Origin of the sequence: Woronichinia naegeliana WA131, assembly GCA_025370055.1 — a bacterium.
Classification (GTDB): domain Bacteria; phylum Cyanobacteriota; class Cyanobacteriia; order Cyanobacteriales; family Microcystaceae; genus Woronichinia; species Woronichinia naegeliana.
On sequence record CP073041.1, the window covers coordinates 4,674,041 to 4,690,623 of the forward strand.

Annotated in this window: 9 protein-coding genes and 2 pseudogenes; 4 read left to right on the forward strand and 7 right to left on the reverse strand. The window is 43.1% G+C overall.

Translation table 11 applies throughout. The annotated features are described in order from the left end of the window. Window positions 1–59 precede the first annotated feature (59 nt). The 4 genes from KA717_23395 to KA717_23410 form a co-directional block, all read right to left on the reverse strand. Entirely contained in the window at window positions 60–1,112 is a 1,053-nt protein-coding gene (locus KA717_23395; protein ID UXE58932.1) for a GTP-binding protein, read from the reverse strand. Window positions 1,113–1,147: 35 nt separating this feature from the next. Continuing rightward, complete coding sequence (gene hemB, locus KA717_23400; protein ID UXE58933.1) at window positions 1,148–2,155, reverse strand: porphobilinogen synthase; 1,008 nt, start codon at window positions 2,153–2,155, stop codon at window positions 1,148–1,150. A 230-nt stretch (window positions 2,156–2,385) separates the two neighbouring features. After that, the gene (locus KA717_23405; GenBank protein UXE58934.1) at window positions 2,386–3,456 is read right to left on the reverse strand and encodes a hypothetical protein; all 1,071 of its coding nucleotides are present in this window, start codon (window positions 3,454–3,456) and stop codon (window positions 2,386–2,388) included. Further along, a complete protein-coding gene (locus KA717_23410; GenBank protein UXE64760.1) occupies window positions 3,453–4,424 on the reverse strand; it encodes a GTP-binding protein in 972 nt (323 codons plus the stop codon). Before KA717_23410 ends, KA717_23405 begins: the two co-directional genes overlap by 4 nt. Before the next feature lie 278 nt (window positions 4,425–4,702). Between KA717_23410 and KA717_23415 the strand changes: the two genes are divergently transcribed. Both KA717_23415 and KA717_23420 read left to right on the forward strand, forming a co-directional pair. Beyond that, window positions 4,703–5,500 (forward strand): transcriptional repressor, encoded by a 798-nt coding sequence (locus KA717_23415; GenBank protein UXE58935.1) that lies wholly within the window; start codon window positions 4,703–4,705, stop codon window positions 5,498–5,500. A gap of 479 nt (window positions 5,501–5,979) precedes the next feature. Next, window positions 5,980–6,324, forward strand: a pseudogene (locus KA717_23420) (transposase). A gap of 236 nt (window positions 6,325–6,560) precedes the next feature. Here KA717_23420 and KA717_23425 read toward each other — a convergent pair. Then, a pseudogene (locus KA717_23425) lies at window positions 6,561–6,710 on the reverse strand (tRNA-dihydrouridine synthase). A gap of 223 nt (window positions 6,711–6,933) precedes the next feature. After that, complete coding sequence (locus tag KA717_23430; GenBank protein UXE64761.1) at window positions 6,934–8,214, reverse strand: ISKra4 family transposase; 1,281 nt, start codon at window positions 8,212–8,214, stop codon at window positions 6,934–6,936. A 372-nt stretch (window positions 8,215–8,586) separates the two neighbouring features. Here KA717_23430 and KA717_23435 point away from each other — a divergent pair, with 372 nt between their 5' ends. Together KA717_23435 and KA717_23440 are read left to right on the forward strand one after the other, a co-directional pair. Next, complete coding sequence (locus KA717_23435) at window positions 8,587–14,319, forward strand: hypothetical protein (protein UXE58936.1); 5,733 nt, start codon at window positions 8,587–8,589, stop codon at window positions 14,317–14,319. 134 nt (window positions 14,320–14,453) lie between these two features. Continuing rightward, a complete protein-coding gene (locus KA717_23440) occupies window positions 14,454–14,825 on the forward strand; it encodes a DUF4164 domain-containing protein (GenBank protein UXE58937.1) in 372 nt (123 codons plus the stop codon). A 118-nt stretch (window positions 14,826–14,943) separates the two neighbouring features. On the opposite strand, the gene KA717_23445 is transcribed toward KA717_23440, so the two are convergent. Continuing rightward, window positions 14,944–16,410: a serine/threonine protein kinase gene (locus tag KA717_23445; GenBank protein ID UXE58938.1), complete on the reverse strand. Its 1,467-nt coding sequence runs from the start codon at window positions 16,408–16,410 to the stop codon at window positions 14,944–14,946. Window positions 16,411–16,583: the final 173 nt, after the last annotated feature.

Below are 16,583 nucleotides of genomic sequence, written 5' to 3' on the forward strand. Positions count from 1 at the left end.
GGTTAGAGTAACAAAAAGACGAGAAATTCAAGAAATTGGGTTAGCTTTGCCAAACCAGTTTAACTGGGATAGCAAAGAGCCAACTGTTGATAAATATCAGCCTGGCTGATGTTCCTCCCAATAAAAACGATTTGATTCTTGGGAAAAGAGCCAGACCAGCCTTCAATTTCTAGAGTGCAACGTTTACCACTCAGTTGAAAAATATACTTTTGGGGACTCTCGGTAAACCAAAGTAACCCCTTGGCTCGAAAGACATTACCAGAAAGACTTTCTAGGAAATCTTGAAATGCTTTTAACACAAACGGACGATCGCTTTGATAGGAAATAGAGACAAAACCATCATTGTCTAAATGGTAAGAATGATGATGGTGGTGTTCGTGATCATGGTGGTCATGGCTATGGTGATGATGATCGGGATCTTGGACATCCTGGCGGGTTTGCTCAATTTCTTCCTCGACTAACCTTTGGTAAGTGTCTGGTTTGTTGTAACCCACATCTAAGATCAAGGGCAGGGGAACTTCAGCATTTTGACAACGCACAATGCGGGAATTTTCCTTGATCTCATTAATTTGAAATTCTAACTGATAAAGATTTTCAGGATTGACCAAATCCGCTTTATTGAGCAGAACAATATCTCCGTAAATAATCTGCTTTAAGGCAGCTTCACTATCAAAGTGTTCCGAGGTAAACTCTGACGCATCAACCAATGTAATGACGGAATCTAAATGGGTAAAGTCCCTTAATTCTGTCCCCAAAAAGGTTAACATAATCGGCAATGGATCGGCAATGCCAGTGGTTTCAATGACTAGATAATCAATGCGTTCTGTTTTTTCTAGCACATTGTAAACTGCTTCCACCAAGCCATCATTAATGGTGCAACAAATACAGCCATTGCTGAGTTGAACCATGTCCTGATCAACAGATGACAATAACTGGCTATCAATGTCAATGTCGCCAAATTCATTGACTAAAACTGCAATTTTAAGATTTTGACGGTTGTTCAAAATATGATTGAGCAGTGTCGTTTTACCACTCCCTAAAAAACCCGTGATGATAGTGACTGGTAAACCTCTTTTGGGAATTACTAAATCTGATGGTGAGGGATTGCTCATAGTCTAAATATCAATAAATCAGCAAAAAAAATTATCTAATGTTCAAGATGATTAGCTTGTAATTGCAGAGCCACATCCTTGGCAAAATAGGTCAAAATCAGATCCGCCCCCGCCCTTTTCATGCTGGTAAGGGTTTCTAGCACTACTTTTTTTTCGTCGATCCAGCCCCTGATCGCCGCCGCTTTGATCAGGGCGTATTCTCCACTGACGTTGTAGGCGACCACTGGTAAATGAGTGTGTGTTTTGATCTGACAAATCACATCTAAGTAAGCCAAGGCGGGTTTAACCATCACCATATCCGCCCCTTCCCGAATGTCTAAATCCACTTCCTTGAGGGCTTCTCGGACATTGGCTACATCCATTTGATAGGTTTGTTTGTCGCCAAATTTGGGAGCAGATTCTAGGGCATTCCGAAAGGGGCCGTAGTAGGCGGAGGCATACTTGGCGGCATAGGCTAAAATCCCCACATTGATCCATCCCGCTTGATCCAAGGCCGAGCGAATGGCCCCAATGCGACCGTCCATCATATCGGAAGGGGCTATAAAATCGGCTCCTGTTTCGGCTTGCATCAGAGCTTGTTTGACCAATACTGCCACGGTTTCATCGTTGAGGATTTTGCCGTTTTCCACAATGCCGTCATGGCCTTCACTACTGTAGGGATCGAGGGCCACGTCTGTAATGATGAGGATCTCTGGACAAACCTCCTTAATAGCTTTGATTGTCCTGGGTACTAATCCCTGGGGGTTATAACTTTCTGTGCCTGCATTGTCTTTTTTGGCATCGGCAATGAGGGGAAACAAGGCGATCGCCCCAATACCTAGTTCCCAAACGGTTTGGATTTCCGTCAATAATCGATCCAAGGAGTAACGGAAACAACCAGGCATAGAGGGGATTTCCTGTTCTAACTCTTCACCCTCCATGACAAAGAGGGGATAAATCAAATCTTCTACTGCCAGGGTGTTTTCCCGCACCAAACGTCGCAGGGTTGCTGTCCGCCGCAATCGTCGGGGTCGCTGGATTATCGGGGAAGCAGAATTCGACATGGGTTGACGGACTGGGACTCCAAGGGTTGGGGAACTAGGGGTCATGAATAAAAAGAGAAATGAGAATGATTATCATTCTTATCGTACCGCAGTTATTTCCGAAAGGGAAGTTGAAGGATAAACAAAAAACCGCAACCTTGCTTTTGAGCTGGGTTCACCCCTAAGAATAAGCAATGATATTGATTTGTCAGAAGAATACCGATCTTTTTGCGCTTTTGTGGCTGATTTCGTTAAGGAGTGTGATTGAAACCTTGACCGCGTTTTGTCTGTGACCAAATGAGAATTTCTCCATTTTCGCCCCCTGCGATCAGTTGCTCTCCCCTTGGATGCCAACTGAGACAGGAAAAGCCCTGGGATATGCCCTTTAATGATTGGATTAATTGTTTACCCCGATGCCAGAGATGAACCCGACCATCCTGACCCGCAGAGGCTAATAGGGTTTTTTGGGGTTGAAACGCGATCGCGGTAACTTTTTCGCTATGTCCTGTAATCTGGCTTGACCAACCCACAAAATCGTCTTGCTCCCGTCGGCAAATAACAATCTCTTCGCCACTGCTTACAGCGAGAAGCGGATAACCTTGGGAGGGGACTTGACACCAGGCTAATTGCTGTACTTTGCCCAGAAATCCCTGCATTAACCAGGGATTAGGATTGCCCCATTCATAGATCGTTAGGGTGCTATCTAAGTTACCACTGGCGAGATACTTGCCGTCAAAAGACCAGGTGATCGCGACACTGGCCGAAGGAATCTCTAAAACAGTGGGTTCTGCCTCCCAATTTAATGTGTCCCATACTTGCATACCTTGATAACCCGCGATCGCCAAATAACGACCATCTCTACGCCAATCTAAGGCTAAGACAGAAGATGCTTCAAAATTACGGCTAATCACTATTTTTTGTGACGTGGCATCCCAAACATGAATCCTTTTTCCCAGACTATAGGCCAACTGATTTTGGCTCGGATTCCAAACTAGGCGATCAATCCAAATCTTTGGATACTCCAAGGTTGTCATTAATTCGGGCAACCCGTTATTGATTTTCCAAATTTGTAGTTGCCCGTTTTGACCCGCTATGGCTAATAAGTTGCTATCCTGGGAAAAAGCTAAACAATCCACTGATTGTTCTGTTTTTCCTTGATGAATAATTTCTTCAAAGGTTGTCGCAGAAAATAAGCTGACTTCTCCTGCTCCCGAAGCGGCAGCCCAAAGTTTGCCATCAGGGGAATGGGTGATCGCGGTTACATAGTCGGATAACTGCCCCTGCCACCGTAATTGAAAATCGATAGCGGTTTTGGTTTTCATACTAAACAATCCCGAAATCCTTCTTTTAATTGCGTTTCGTCTAAATTACGACCAATAAAAACCAGTTCATTTTTGCGGGTTTCTTGGGGATACCAAGGGCGATCGGCTTTACCATCAAACAGCATATGAACCCCTTGAAAAACAAAGCGGTTATTTTCTCCCTGAATACTGAGAATTCCCTTCATCCGAAAAATATCTGGACCCTGATTGCGTAGGAGTTCACTAATCCAATTATTGAGCTTTTCACCGTTTAAATCACCCGACTCCACAATGGTGACAGAAATCACGGTTTCATCATGTTGGTGGGTATCTTCACCTAAAATTTCGGGGTCAATTTCGAGGGCATGATCCAGGCTAAAGGCTTCTATTCCCAGAATTTGATCAATCTCAATGTTGGCATCGTAAGTCGGATAAATTTTAGCCATTACATTCATGGACTGAATCTTTTGTTTAAGATTTTCCAGGGCTTGAGTTGTCACCAGATCGGTTTTATTGAGCAAGATGACATCTGCAAAGGCGATTTGTTCTTGGACTTCCTCGGATTCCCAATGTTGATCAATATGTTTGGCATCAACAACGGTAACGACCGAATCTAGAAAAGTCTGCGATCGCACATCTTCATCCATAAAAAAAGTTTGAATAACAGGAGCAGGATCGGCCAGTCCAGTGGTTTCGATGACTAAATGATCAAATTTATCCCGTCGTTTCATCAGATTCCCAATGATGCGAATCAAATCACCCCTGACAGTACAACAGATACAGCCGTTGTTCATTTCAAAGATTTCTTCTTCAACATCAATCACTAACTGATTGTCAATGCCCACTTCTCCAAATTCGTTAATAATAACGGCAACTTTTTTGCCATGCTCATGGGTAAGGATTCGATTGAGTAGGGTTGTTTTACCTGCTCCTAAGTAGCCCGTCAGAACGGTCACAGGAATGGGGGCTTGGCGATCGCTTGAAATCATAGAGTCCTCTTTCAAGAATGATAATCATTCTCAAATTACACCAACAAAGCTCCGCCGTCAAACACTCTGCTTTCACCCTAAAACTAATAGACTGACCAAAACGTCTAGCCCCTTGATTTTTGAGGTGACAAAAAAGATAATAATTCTTGTCCTGGCTTTACTGATTAACGGTATGTTTTGCCCTCCTAGCTCCCCAACTTTGGAGGGAACAATCAAAAGTCCCCCTCTCTTACGGTAGCTTCCCAATGAATAGTGACTGTTGTAGCCAAAGCGAAGAATTGCCGATACAGACTATTATTTCTACGACTGTCCGATTAACTCCTGGTCAAAAAGCCGTACTGAGCGTACTAGAAAAACAGCAAGCTGCGATCTCTGCCCAATCCCTCTTTATCCTTATGCAAAAGGAGCAACCTCTGGGATTAGCGACAGTATATCGAGCTTTAGATGTTCTGAAATTAGCGGGTTTGATTCAGCACCGTGTTAGTATCTCAGGAGAGATTCTCTATAGCGTTATTGAACAGGATCGCCACTACTTGACTTGCTTACAGTGTGGAGCCACTTTTCCTGTACCAATTTGTCCGATCAAAGAACTGAACGAGCAGTTGCAAGGTTCTAGTTCGTTCAAGATTTATTATCATATTCTCAGTATTGCCACCGTGATTGGTTTAGTGGGCGTGATTGAAACTTTCTTGCTCTATTACTTCACTGAAAAGCATTTAGGGCTACCTCACGAGATGGTGCAAACTCTGATTTATTTGCATCTAGCGGTAGGTGGCATGATGACTATTTACGTTACTCGTGTTCAAGGCCCTTTCTGGTCAATTCCCCCCGCCAATAAGATGTTAGCTGCTACAGGATTATCGGTAGCCATTTCGACCGTTATGGCCTGTTTTGGCATTTTAATGACTCCCATCGGCATTATGTGGACGTTAGCGAGTTGGGGCTATACGTTGGTCTGGTTTTTAATTTTTGATTGGGTCAAACTCTGGCTCTATCGTTTACTTGATCCGCACCAAGTCGTTATTCTAGGGTCACGCTATCTCAGTCATTGGAAACAACTGAAACGCCGTTTTTAAGGTAATTACGAAGCTAATGATTATCGCCTCGTTCAAAAAATTATGCCCTTTATTGTGGTCTTAACCCTAATTTTTCTCGGCAATTGGCTGTTTAACGGCCTATTGATTATATTTCCCCTGGGATTGTTGGATGGACTGCAAACCTTTGCCAAGATCTGCATCGGAATACTGATCCTAGGAATAGCGGCTTGGATCTTTGGAGATGAAGAAAAGGGCGGCAGATAGGCATTAACGAAAGTTGAAAAATAAAAAACTCTTGGGAGTCTTGCCTTGTTTCGACCCCAAGAGTTTCTTTTGTCGTTCTTACTACTCACACACTTGCCATTATGACGATAGCGAGATCAGAATGTTTCCAAGAATAAGACAGTTCAGAAATTGCCTGTTAAAGATTACGCTGATATTCTTCCAGTAAATCTATCTCTTTGGTCAGAGCAAGAGAGCTATAATGAAGAGAAAAGGCTAGTAGCAAAGTGGGGTATATGACAAAGCCAAGAGCTACAAAACCAACAGTACAATTTATAGATAGCTACGGTAAATTATGCAAAGACTTATTTCCAGAAGTGAGAGCCTATGAATATTTCAAATATTTACTACTAGGATTAATCAGTGATGTAAAAAGGAAAAGTTTACCAGAAATAGCCAAGATAGTCGGCTTGGAAAATTCTCAAGGTTTGCATAACTTTTTAACAGAATCGCCTTGGGAGGTGGAAGACATGAAAAAAAGAAGATTAGAAATAATTTTAACAGTATTAGAAGGAAAAGAAATAGAAGTAATAGTGGATGAAACGGGGGATAAGAAAAAAGGAAAAACAACGGATTATCTCTCTTGTGTTACTTTAGGAAATGATTTTAAATCTCAAATCCTATAACCCTTGCTCAACAAGGATTCTGTCGTTATTTCTGAGGGTAAAATAAAATATGTGTTTCCTCCTAACTTAATAGCTCAAAAGTCTTGCTATGGAAGGACATTAGTATTTGAGGTCTGAAAATGTCTTCCTAGTCTAACAGAAGAGAATTATGTCGAAAGACAATACTGGGGGACTTTGAACCGCTAAAGAGACCGATCGCCCCTTAAAATGGCTGCGGTGGTAATCATTTCTGTATAGAGCAAGGTTCGACGGCTAATCTGTCGCCAAAAATAACGACAATGGCGATCGGTATAGTCCATCATCGGAGCTGCACTTAAAGGATAACGATTAAGAGGTTTCATTCAGCGATCGCCTACCAATGAACTGACTTTATGAACATTTGTTAAGTTGTGTACCCCTTAGCAAGAAATTCATTAGTTTTATGATATAATGATTAAAAGCAAATTTCCCCACTGGATGAGATCACTCAGTTGCTCAATAACACAGGTGTCTGCTGTGTACATATATCTTGAAAAAGACACGCTTTGAGGGGGTGCGACCTTTAGTTGATAAAAGCTGTTGTAATCAGGGTTCTACAGGGAACCCATATTGATCAAGTTTTGCCCAAAATTGACTCCATCGTTCCTTGGTCAATACCAAAGCTCGTAGGCTCAAAATAATTCCTGCTCCTTTTTCCTTCCATCGCATCCCTGAACAACATAATCGTTGTTTGACCAACGTCTTACAAGCTGCTTCCGTAACACCTGAACCAATCGGATACTTTTTCTCTATGTATTCAGCATAATCCATTTGATGCTGATGATTCTCGTAATAAGTAATCGCCGCTTGTAGTTTCTCGGTAAGATTCTTAGAATGACTTTTTTCTTCTTTGACTTCTTTCATCAGATTTAGCAGTTCTCCTGCTTTTCCTTTTTCATGCTTGAGTTCTCGACAATTTTCAGTCAACCATTCTTTTTGTTTTGACACGGTATTCGGATGCAACGCTTCTGCCAAGGCACCTAAGTAACCAGAGGCATGATAGAAATCTAATATCTGTTCTTCCGTTTGCTTTTCTAAAAACTTCCAATTTGATTCTGCCCCGTCTGCTATCCCGACCAATGTTGCCTCTGGATAACGGTTTTTCGCTCGCTCAATTTCTCTTTCTAATCTTTCTAGAAAACTCTTTTTTCCATACTCTGGTGCCGCACCTAGATAGATTGTAGGTTGACGTTCGCCTTCACTATCGTATAGGGAAACGGTTCCCACCATTGCTTCACGGTAGCCATCCTCACACATCAGCATACAGGTTCCATCTAATCCTATTCCCACTGTTGCAATTTGGCTATCCTCCTTGGGCGGGGCATAACTCCACGCTTCTTCTTTTGCCTGTACCACACTTCCTACTGCTTCACTCAATCTTTGGATATAGGATAGCGCTACTTTTCTACCATGATTTTCTAATAAATCATTTTTCACCTCTTTGCCTGCCATCCCTGACATTTTTGAGGATACCTGTTTTGCCAATAATGGCGTTGATGTTATGATTATCCTTGCTTCTCTTTCTAAGGGGCAATACGTTTTTCCTCCTACTGAACGCTGATATACATGACGATTCACTATAACCTCACCATAAGGTGTTTGATATTCTTTCGGTTGCTCTCCCTTACTCTTCCAGATTTCTTCACCGATTTTTAAGGGTGAACCATCTGTATCTAAATATTTCAAGGCTTCTTTGCTGGCGATGCAACCTACTTCGTTTAAGCCTTTTTGAATATTTATTTCTGTATCCAACATTGAACGACTGAGTTCTAATGTTAGTTCTATTTTTATCTTTGAACCCTCTACATTAATTAGTTTTGCTGTCATCATTGTTTCCTCTTTGTCACTTTTCATCCCATGTTAACACTTTTCTTTTCCTTCATCAACTAAAGGTCACACCCCTTTGAGGCTTGATCCCCCTAAATCCCCCTTAAAAAGGGGGACTTCAAACCTTTAATTTGTCTTTCCCTTTCAAAGTTGTTCGTTACGCAAATCTCCTAATCTAAAAACTCAAAGCCTTACATAGCAAGCTTTTCATCTTCTCCCCCCTTATCAAGGGGGGTTGGGGGGATCTAGACTCAGCAAGGGTTTCAGAGGCTTCTGTGTAATGGATAGCTTGATAAGGGGGGCCGTAGGGCAGGGGGATCTTATCAATTTTAAGACCCATCTACTATTAATTTTAACTACACTTGATCTCCCATGAACAATAACATTCAATTCGCCTTACAACTCATCAACGATCTTCTGGCTGACTTTGCTAAAAGTGGTGATTTTTGGACTGACTTTGAATTGGCCTTTGGCACTCAATACAATCAAACCTTGGCTAATAGCATCAAAGCAAGCCTAGCCAATAAAACTTTTGTTCTGCCCAATATTGCTGTTGTCAATAATACAGTACTCGGTAGTGCCTTTGGAGCCTACGCAAGCAGTAATGATACCATTTATTTGAGTGAAGCTGTTGTCAATGCGGGCAATACTCAGCAATTAGTAGCAGTACTACTAGAAGAAATTGGCCACGCGATCGACAGTCAAATTAATAGTCAAGATAGTGCGGGAGACGAAGGGTGGATCTTCTCCCAACTCGCACAGGGCAATAGTATTAGTGCGACAGACTTGGCCGAATCAAAGGTCGAAAATGATCACAGTATTATTCAAGCAAATGGGACAAGTATTGCTGTTGAAAATAGTACGCCCAATTATATTATTAATCAACTGACTACTACTGGTACTGTCAATGAGTACAATCCTTTAATTTCAGGTGCTAATGTTGTTTGGGGTGTGAGTGATGGTACGGATAATGAAATTTATTTTTATAATGGTACAACTAAGGTTACAACGCAGATAACCAATAATGCTGTTGAGGATATTGATTATCAGATTGACGGTAATCGGGTGGTCTGGCGACAATTCGATACTGTTAACAGCGACTACGAGATATATCTCTATGATGCAACCCCCGCAACCCCTACGATTACTCGCTTAACCAATAATGACAATTCTGATTATGGGCCGAGTATTGCAGGTACTAGCATTGCTTGGAATGGTTATGATAACTTCACTGGTAGTTGGAGGATGTTCTTTTATAACGTTACAACCGCCACCACTACCACTGTTGCTCATAACAGTATTCAGCCTGGCACGATTCCCTTTGTTTCGGGTTCTAATATTGCTTGGATTGGCACTGATCTTGTCGGTGGAGATCAGGATATTTTCCGTTGGAATGGCTCAACCGTAACCAATATCAGTAATAATGCCCTTGTTGATAGTGATGTCCAGATTTCGGGTAATAATCTCGTTTGGCGGGCCTATAACAGCACTGTTGGGGATGATTGGGAGATCTATTTTTTCAATGGTACAACCGTCACCCAATTAACCAATAATATCTACAATGATTCGGCTCCTCAGATATCGGGCAGTAATATTACCTGGGAAAGTGATGGCAAGATCTACCTCTACAACGGCACAACCACTACCCAAATCAGTAGTAGCTTTGCAAGTGCTTCCAATCCTTTCATTTCGGGTAATAATGTTACTTGGAATCAAAATAACATCGTCTATTTGTACAACGGGACAACGGCAACCGTCACGACGATTAATGATGGTTTTTCTGGTGGTTATGGGATTGGCAATTTATGGAAACAAGCTATTTCTGGTACAAATGTAGCGACATTAGGCTATAACGCTGATAACAGTAGTTATGAAGTCTATTTAGCGACCCTAGCAACGGCGACGACTCCGAAACTGTCTGTTAATGATATTACTGTTACCGAAAGTACGGTTGCTGGAACCAACGTCAACGCGACATTTACGATTACGCTATCGGCGGCGAGTGCTGTCCCTGTGACTGTATTCTATCAACTGGTTAGTGGGACAGCTATATCTGGATATGATTATGACGGTACGGGTGGTACTGTTACCTTTGCGGCCAATCAACTCACTAAAACGATTACTGTTCCTGTTTACAATAGTGACGGACTCGAAGATACGCAAACTTTCTTTGTTCAACTCTACGATGCGGTTAATGCGGGAATTTTGGATGGACAAGGACAAGCCACTATTACTGATCCAGGCTACCCGACCTTAACCATTACGGCGACCGATGCTACAGCAGGCGAAAATGTCCCTGGCGCGCCTATCAATTCGGGTGTATTTACGATCACTCGTGGTGGTGTGTTGACTGATGCCTTAGATTTATATTTTGACCTTTCTGGTACGAGTTCTAACTACAACGTTTATTATAGCCGTGACTATGATTATACGGCTGCTTATCTAAACTCTGGCTACATTCATTTTGATGCTGGGGTGGCGACAGCAACAGTGACGATTAATCCCTTAGATGATCTCTACAAAGAAGGAACAGAAACGGTCACTCTCAAAATTGGTAATCAGAGTGCAACACTCAATATCTTAGACAACGACAGTGCATCAAACATCGTCCAGATTACGACCGACCATCTAGAGAAAGATCAGTTTGTGATCTCTGGCAATAATGCGGCTTGGCGGATTGATGATGACATTTATTTCTACAATGGCACTACTGCTACCAAAGTTACTAATGCCGATCAAAGCCGTCAGAATCAACAGATTGTTTTAGATGGCAGTAATCTAGTTTGGCTGGGTTACGATGGCCGAGATTGGGAGATTTATCGCTACAACGGTACGAGTGTTACTCAAATCACTAACGATAACAGCAATGACCAATATACTCCGAGAGTATCGGGCAATAACATTGTTTGGCAGGGTTGGGATGGTACCGATCAGGAGATTTATCTATACAATGGCACAACTACCATCAATCTAAGCAACAATACCAACTACTACGACAATACTCCTTCTATTTCTGGAAATCGAGTCGTTTGGTCGAGCAATGCGAATGATGGTACTGATACTGAGATTTTTTATTACAACGGTACGACAACGGTCAATTTGAGTGATAATGCCGTTGATGATCGCAACGCAAAAATTTCTGGTACAAACATTGTCTGGGAACGGTCTGATGGGACTGACTATGAACTCGTCTTCTACAATGGCACGACGACAACCCAACTAACAAACGATACCACCTATGAAGTAGATAACTATGCGATTGATGGCAACAAAGTTGTTTGGTCAATCGGTTCTCAAGTCTGGCTCTACAATGGCTCAACTACTACCCAGATAGCCAATGACAACAATAATTCTTATGGCCAACCTTTAGTTTCTGGCAATAATGTTATTTGGAAAAATAGTCCGTACCAAATGAAGTTATACGATGGCATCAATACTACCGTAATTAGCGATCCCAGTTTTCCCAACTATTATCCAGCTATTTCAGGCAATAAAGTCATCTTCACTAACGATAATCTTCAAGATCTTTATATCGTTAATTTGACAACGGTTAGCGTCGTTGCTACTGATAACATTGCCAATGAAACCCCCACTGACCTGGGTACTTTTACCCTCACTCGCACCGGTAGCACCGCTACTGCTTTAACTGTCAATTACACCATTACTGGCACCGCTACCAACGGAACTGATTATACCAGTATTCCTCTGACAGCTACTTTTGCCGCCAATAGTGCCACTACTACGGTGACGGTCACTCCCACCAATGACACCATTTCTGAAGGTAGCATTCCCGAAACAGTAACCCTGACCTTAACTAGCAATGCCAGTTATAGCATCGATACCACCAAACAAGCGGCAACGGTATCCCTGCTCGATAACGATGGTCAACCGATTATTAGTATCAATGATGTCACCCTAACAGAAGGAAATGCGGGAACAACCAATGCGGTCTTTACGGTTTCCCTTTCCAATCCCAGCAGTACGAACATAACCGTTAATTATCTGACAGCAAGTGGTACTGCGGCTGCGGGTAGCGATTATACCGCTTTAACCAGTACTGCCCTTACCTTTACCCCAGGTCAAACCAGCAAAACTATCACCGTTGCCGTCACTGGCGATACTACCTCTGAAGCTGATGAAACCTTCTTTGTCAATCTCTCTGGGGCTGTTGGTGGCATCATTGGGGATGGTCAAGGCCAGGGGACGATTACCAATGACGATGGAACTGTCACGGGTACAGTGATCAGCGTTGTGGCAACGGATAATATCGCCAGCGAAACTTCTGGTAACACCGATTTAGGAACTTTCACTCTAACTCGCACAGGTGTCTTAACCAGTGCCTTAACCGTCAGTTACACCATTGCAGGAACCGCGACCAATGGGACTGACTATACTAGCATTCCTTTAACTACGACTTTTGCCGCGAATAGTGCTACAGCTACACTGACGGTTACACCTACCAATGACACGACCTTTGAAGGTACGATCCCTGAAACAATAGTCCTCACCTTAGCGACAGGTACGGGCTACACCATTGATACCACTAAGCAAACGGCAACGGTACTGATTGCCGATAATGATCTGCCTCCCAGTATCAGCATCAATGATGTTAGCGTTACCGAAGGCAATACAGGGACAACTAACGCAACCTTTACTGTTTCCCTTTCTAATGCCAGCAGTAGTAATGTGACGGTTAACTATGCCACTGCCAATGACACAGCGATCGCCGGTAGCGACTATACCGCTTTGGCCAGTACCTTACTGACCTTTGCGCCAGGGGAAACCAGTAAAACGATTACGGTGGCGGTGACGGGTGACACCACAGTTGAAGCGAATGAAAGCTTTTTTGTTAACCTCACCAATGCGGGGGGCGCAACCATTGCCGATAATCAAGGACGAGGAACGATCACGAACGATGAAGCGACCGTGACTCCCAATATTACTATCTACGATGCCACCATTGTCGAAGGATTTGGGAATCCCAATCAGGCCTTGATTGTTGTTGGTTTAGATACAGCCAGTCTTCTACCCGTTACGGTCAATTACGCTACCAGTAACGCTACCGCGATCGCGGGTTCAGATTACACGGCCAGCACCGGAACAATCACTTTTAACCCAGGCGTTACAACTCAAACCATTGCTGTTCCGATCTTGAATGATAGTGTTAATGAACCGAATGAAACCTTTAATGTCACTCTAAGTACCCCAACCAATGCGGCGATCGCGGATAGTCAAGCAACGATTACCATTACAGATACTTTAGTGAGTAACTTTAACCGAACCTTACCGGCTTTGGTGGAAAACCTCACCCTTGTTGATGGTGCAATTACTGGTACTGGCAATGCTGGGGCTAACGTGATTACTGGCAATGCAAATAACAATACCCTGGCCGGACTAGATGGTAATGATACTTACTTCTATGACGCTGATACAGCCCAGGGGACGGATACCATTAACGAAACCCTCACCGGTGGCACTGATACCCTCGACTTTAGCAAAACTGCCGCACCAGTTAATATCAATCTTGGTTTAACTACTACTCAAACTGTCGCTGGTGCTAATCTTAAACTGGTCATTCCTACCGTTGCCTTGGAAAATGTCATTGGTGGTACGGGCAGCGATCGCCTCACTGGCAACAGTCTAGCCAACACCCTCTCTGGTGGTAATGGTGACGATCTGATTTCCGGTGCGGCTGGTGATGATAATATCTATGGCCAAGCAGGGAACGACTTTATCAATGGTGGCGCGGGGATTGATACGTTTTATTATACGGGTGCTTTAACAGGAGCGACTACTGCTACCAATTTATTCGGCGTAGATACGATCTCCGATTTCACATCGGCCCAGGATAAAATTGCCCTGAGCAAAGCCACTTTTGGACTTACTGCGGCGGCTGGTGCAGCGATCGGCACAGAGTTTGCGACGGTAAACGACATTAGTGAAGTGGAGACTAGTGCAGCAAAAATTGTTTATAGTCTTGGCACTGGCAGCCTTTTCTACAACCAAAACGGTGTCACTGCTGGTTTGGGTACCAATGGTGGCGAATTTGCCAATCTTTTAGGTTCACCCACTTTATTAGGAACTGACATTAGCATTCTTGCTTAAAAATGCCAAAATTATGGGATTTTGCTTTTGGGCGCAAGCCTTGCTACAGAATTACTTTTTTTGAATAGATAACTACCAACTATTCACTAAACGGCGATCGCGTATAATGAGCTTAACAGTTCTCTGAATGAGCAATGACGACCACACCCACTACAGTTAGCTATACCCTCGAAGATGTTCTAGATCGCTTCGAGCAAAAAATGGACAAGCAGTTTGCCGAAGTCAATCAAAAAATGGACAGGCAGTTTGCCGAAGTCAATCAAAAAATGGACAGGCAGTTTGCCGAAGTCAATAAACAGTTTGCCGAAGTTAACCAAAAGCTTAATAAACTGGAAATTGGGCAAGTAGAACTGTCGGGCGAAATTAAAACCCTAGACGAAAAAGTCAGTGGCATTGATAAACGTCTAGATAATCAGGAATTTCTTAATCGAGGAGTATTAGTTGCACTGATTGTTGCTCTCATTGGTGGAGCCGCTAAACTGTTTGGATGGTTGCCGACCAGTTGAACTCTCTCAATTTTGAAAGCGATCGCATTTTGAATGGATAATTGAGAATGGACAATGGATAATTATCAACTATTCACTATCAACTATTAACTAATCGGCGATCGCTGTTGGGTAATTTTCAAAGTAAAAGTCTTAATAATTGATAAACTAGGCGGAAAAGCGAGAGGATGGCCACGAGTCCTAGAGCACCAAAACTTGCCATCACAATTACGCCCCAAAAAGGGGTACTGAGCATGGGAAAAGATTGGGAAAGAGATAGAAAAAGAGAAGTAACTAAGGGGGTTTTAAGATAAAGGAGAGGCAAAAACCAAAATAATACCGTACTTACTCCGGTAATAACCAGCATTTCTAGTTTTTCGATAATCCTTCCCCATTGGGCAAAGATTAATCCGCCGGTCATCATGCCCCAGAGTCCCATACTGATACCTGGTGAGGAGAATAAACTAGTGGTTGCAATCCAGATCAGTGTGCTTGCATAACCTGTAAACGCTGCACAGCCCAAAAGTTCTAGGGTAGAAAATGCAGGTTGGTTTTGATGTTGTACCTGGCCTGAGGGCGGCGGTACGGCTGGTGTTGCTGGGGGAGTTCCTTGAATTTTGGTAGAGGAATGACTGGGGGGACTAGGAGGACTGGGAAGATTACTATTTAAGGCCGCGAGGGTTTCTGAAGCCGATTGATAACGATCCCTTGGTGTGGGTAATAGTAATCGATCAATCACCTGGGCCAGGCGATCGCTGACCTGGGGAGCAAATTGCCGCCAGTGCCAGGTATTGTGGTAGGAATCATAGAGATCCTGGGCTGATTTTCCCGTCAATAAATAAAGACAGGTAATGGCCAAGGCATAGAGATCCGTCGCCGGATAGACCTGACCTCCTGACATTTGTTCGGGTGGCGCAAAACCCATTGAATAAATCCCGGTAGAGCCACCCCCTGGGACAGAACCCACCGCAATCTCCTTAACGGCTCCAAAGTCCAATAGAAATAGAGTACCTTCCTGATCTCGCATAATATTGGACGGCTTAATGTCTCGGTGAATTGAACCCTTATCATGAACAAAGGTCAGGATCTTAAGCATTTCCTCCAATACATTGAGCACTTCTGATTCCGAAAAAGGGCCGCGATCGGCTAGTTCATCCTCTAGATTTTTGCCATTGATAAATTCCTGCACCAGATAAAAAAACTGATCTGACTTCCCTGTTCTAGGGTTATCTACCACCAAGGGGAAAAAGGCAAAGAGGTCTGGGATCTGATCATGCTTATTGCCTAACTTCTCTAAAACCGACGCTTCTCGCTCAAAAAGCCCTAATGCCACTTGTATTTGCGCCGCACTCAGATCACCCGCCGGTTGAAATTGTTTAACCACACAAAAACGCATGGTCGGAGTAAAACGATCTAGTGCTAAAAAGGCAGCCCCAAAACCACCTTGACCCAATAACTTCACCGGTAGATAGCGTCCCCCCAAAATTAAAGGCATTCCACAACTGGTACAAAATTTTTGTTGAGCCGTTTGCAATGTATTACGATTGTCCAGATCTGCAAAAGAATTAATACGAGAGCAACCTGGGCGGGTACAGAGAATGTCCATGCTTCTAATTGATTAGGGGGCAAAGGCTGAATCTTGGACGGAAGAATGAGTTTAATGGCTAGTTCAGTCAGATTTACCTTTGTTCTGATAGCCAAGAAACCTCTTTAGATATCATAATCAATAAAGACCACGCTTACTAGATTAGACCATTAAGCGTAAAGCCAGCCAATCTT

What these genes read in the sequence shown, in the direction of transcription:
- KA717_23395 (UXE58932.1), bottom strand. Translation starts at nt 1,112, where the DNA reads ATGAGCAATCCCTCACCATCAGATTTAGTAATTCCCAAAAGAGGTTTA.
- hemB (UXE58933.1), bottom strand. Translation starts at nt 2,155, where the DNA reads ATGTCGAATTCTGCTTCCCCGATAATCCAGCGACCCCGACGATTGCGG.
- KA717_23405 (UXE58934.1), bottom strand. Translation starts at nt 3,456, where the DNA reads ATGAAAACCAAAACCGCTATCGATTTTCAATTACGGTGGCAGGGGCAG.
- KA717_23410 (UXE64760.1), bottom strand. Translation starts at nt 4,424, where the DNA reads ATGATTTCAAGCGATCGCCAAGCCCCCATTCCTGTGACCGTTCTGACG.
- KA717_23430 (UXE64761.1), bottom strand. Translation starts at nt 8,214, where the DNA reads ATGACAGCAAAACTAATTAATGTAGAGGGTTCAAAGATAAAAATAGAA.
- KA717_23435 (UXE58936.1), top strand. Translation starts at nt 8,587, where the DNA reads ATGAACAATAACATTCAATTCGCCTTACAACTCATCAACGATCTTCTG.
- KA717_23440 (UXE58937.1), top strand. Translation starts at nt 14,454, where the DNA reads ATGACGACCACACCCACTACAGTTAGCTATACCCTCGAAGATGTTCTA.
- KA717_23445 (UXE58938.1), bottom strand. Translation starts at nt 16,410, where the DNA reads ATGGACATTCTCTGTACCCGCCCAGGTTGCTCTCGTATTAATTCTTTT.